This is a genomic window from Sphingomonas sp. S2M10 (assembly GCF_012650175.1).
GTDB lineage: Bacteria > Pseudomonadota > Alphaproteobacteria > Sphingomonadales > Sphingomonadaceae > Sphingomonas.
This window is the reverse complement of sequence record NZ_JAAILI010000081.1, coordinates 1-1,351: the sequence shown is the minus strand read 5'-3', so window position 1 is coordinate 1,351 and position 1,351 is coordinate 1. Positions and strand designations below refer to the sequence as shown.

General features: G+C 69.6%; 1 protein-coding gene. It reads right to left on the bottom strand.

Annotation, left to right across the window (positions count from 1 at the left end):
- Nucleotides 1-1,351: chemotaxis protein CheA (locus S2M10_RS20965; protein ID WP_168847811.1), on the bottom strand; the 1,351-nt coding region annotated here is incomplete at both ends.

The following is a 1,351-nucleotide window of genomic DNA, read 5'->3' as shown; positions in this document are numbered from 1 at the left end:
TCGCCGAGGATGGTAGCACCCGCAAAGGCGGCGACATCCTGGTGCAAGGGCGACATCGACTTGATCACGGTCTGGTGGCTGCCGATGATCTGGTCGACGACCAGCCCGACGCGCTCGGCGCCGGTGGCGATGACGACGATCTTCTGGTGCGGATCGGGCCTGGTGCCGGTCGCGAACATCTCGCGCAGGCGCAGGAACGGCACCAGCCGGTCGCGCAGCGTGATGAAGCTGCGGCCGCGCGAGCGCAGATCCTCCTCGAGGCTCAGCTCGAGGCACTCTTCCACCGCGGCGAGCGGGATCACGTAGCGGCCCTCGCCCACCCGGACCAGCAGGCCGTCGATGATCGCGAGGGTGAGCGGGATGCGCAGCACCACCTTGGAGCCTTCGCCGGGCACCGAGGTGATGTCGATCGCGCCGCGCAGGCTCTCGATGGTGCGCTTGACCACGTCCATGCCGACGCCGCGGCCCGACAGGTTGGTCACCGCCGCCGCGGTCGAGAAGCCGGGATGGAAGATCAGCTGGAGCAGCTCGCTGTCGCTGAGCTGCTGGCCCGGCTGGATCAGGCCCTGCGCTTCCGCCTTGGCGCGGACGCGCTCGCGATCGATACCGCGGCCGTCGTCCTGGATGGTGATCAGCACCTCGCCGCCGGCCTGGTGGGCGGAGAGGCGGACATGGCCGGTGGCGGGCTTGCCCGCGGCGATGCGCTCGGCCTCGGGTTCGAGGCCATGGTCGCAGGCGTTGCGGATCAGATGGACCATCGGATCGGCGAGCCGCTCGATCACGGTCTTGTCGACTTCGGTGGCCTCGCCTTCGGTGGACAGCTCGATCGCCTTGCCGGTCTCGCGGGCGAGATCGTGGATCAGCCGGCGGAAGCGGCCGAACAGCGTGGCGACCGGCACCATGCGCAGCACCATCATCGTGTCGCGCAGCTCGCTGACCAGCCGCTCGATTTCCTCGGAGATCGAGCGCAGCACGAGATCGGCACCGCTGCCGTTCGCCAGCTGCGAGAGGCGGCTATGGACGATGACCAGCTCGCCGACCCGGTCCATCAGCTCGTCGAGCCGCTCGGCGGGGACGCGGACGCTCTCGCCGGTCTTGGTCGCAGCCTTGGCCGGGCCTACGGGCTCGGGCGCGGCGGCAGCGGTTGCGACCGGCGCTTCGATACTCGCGGCGGGGGCTTCGGCTTCGCCGCCGAGTTCCTCGACGGTCAGCTCCATATCGTCCATCACGAACAGGAACACGTCGTCGATATCGTCGCGCGACACGTCGCCGTAGAGCGTGACGTCCCAGCCGATATGGCATTCGATCGGGTTCAGCTCGGCCAGCGGGGGCAGCCGGTCGGTGCGCGCGG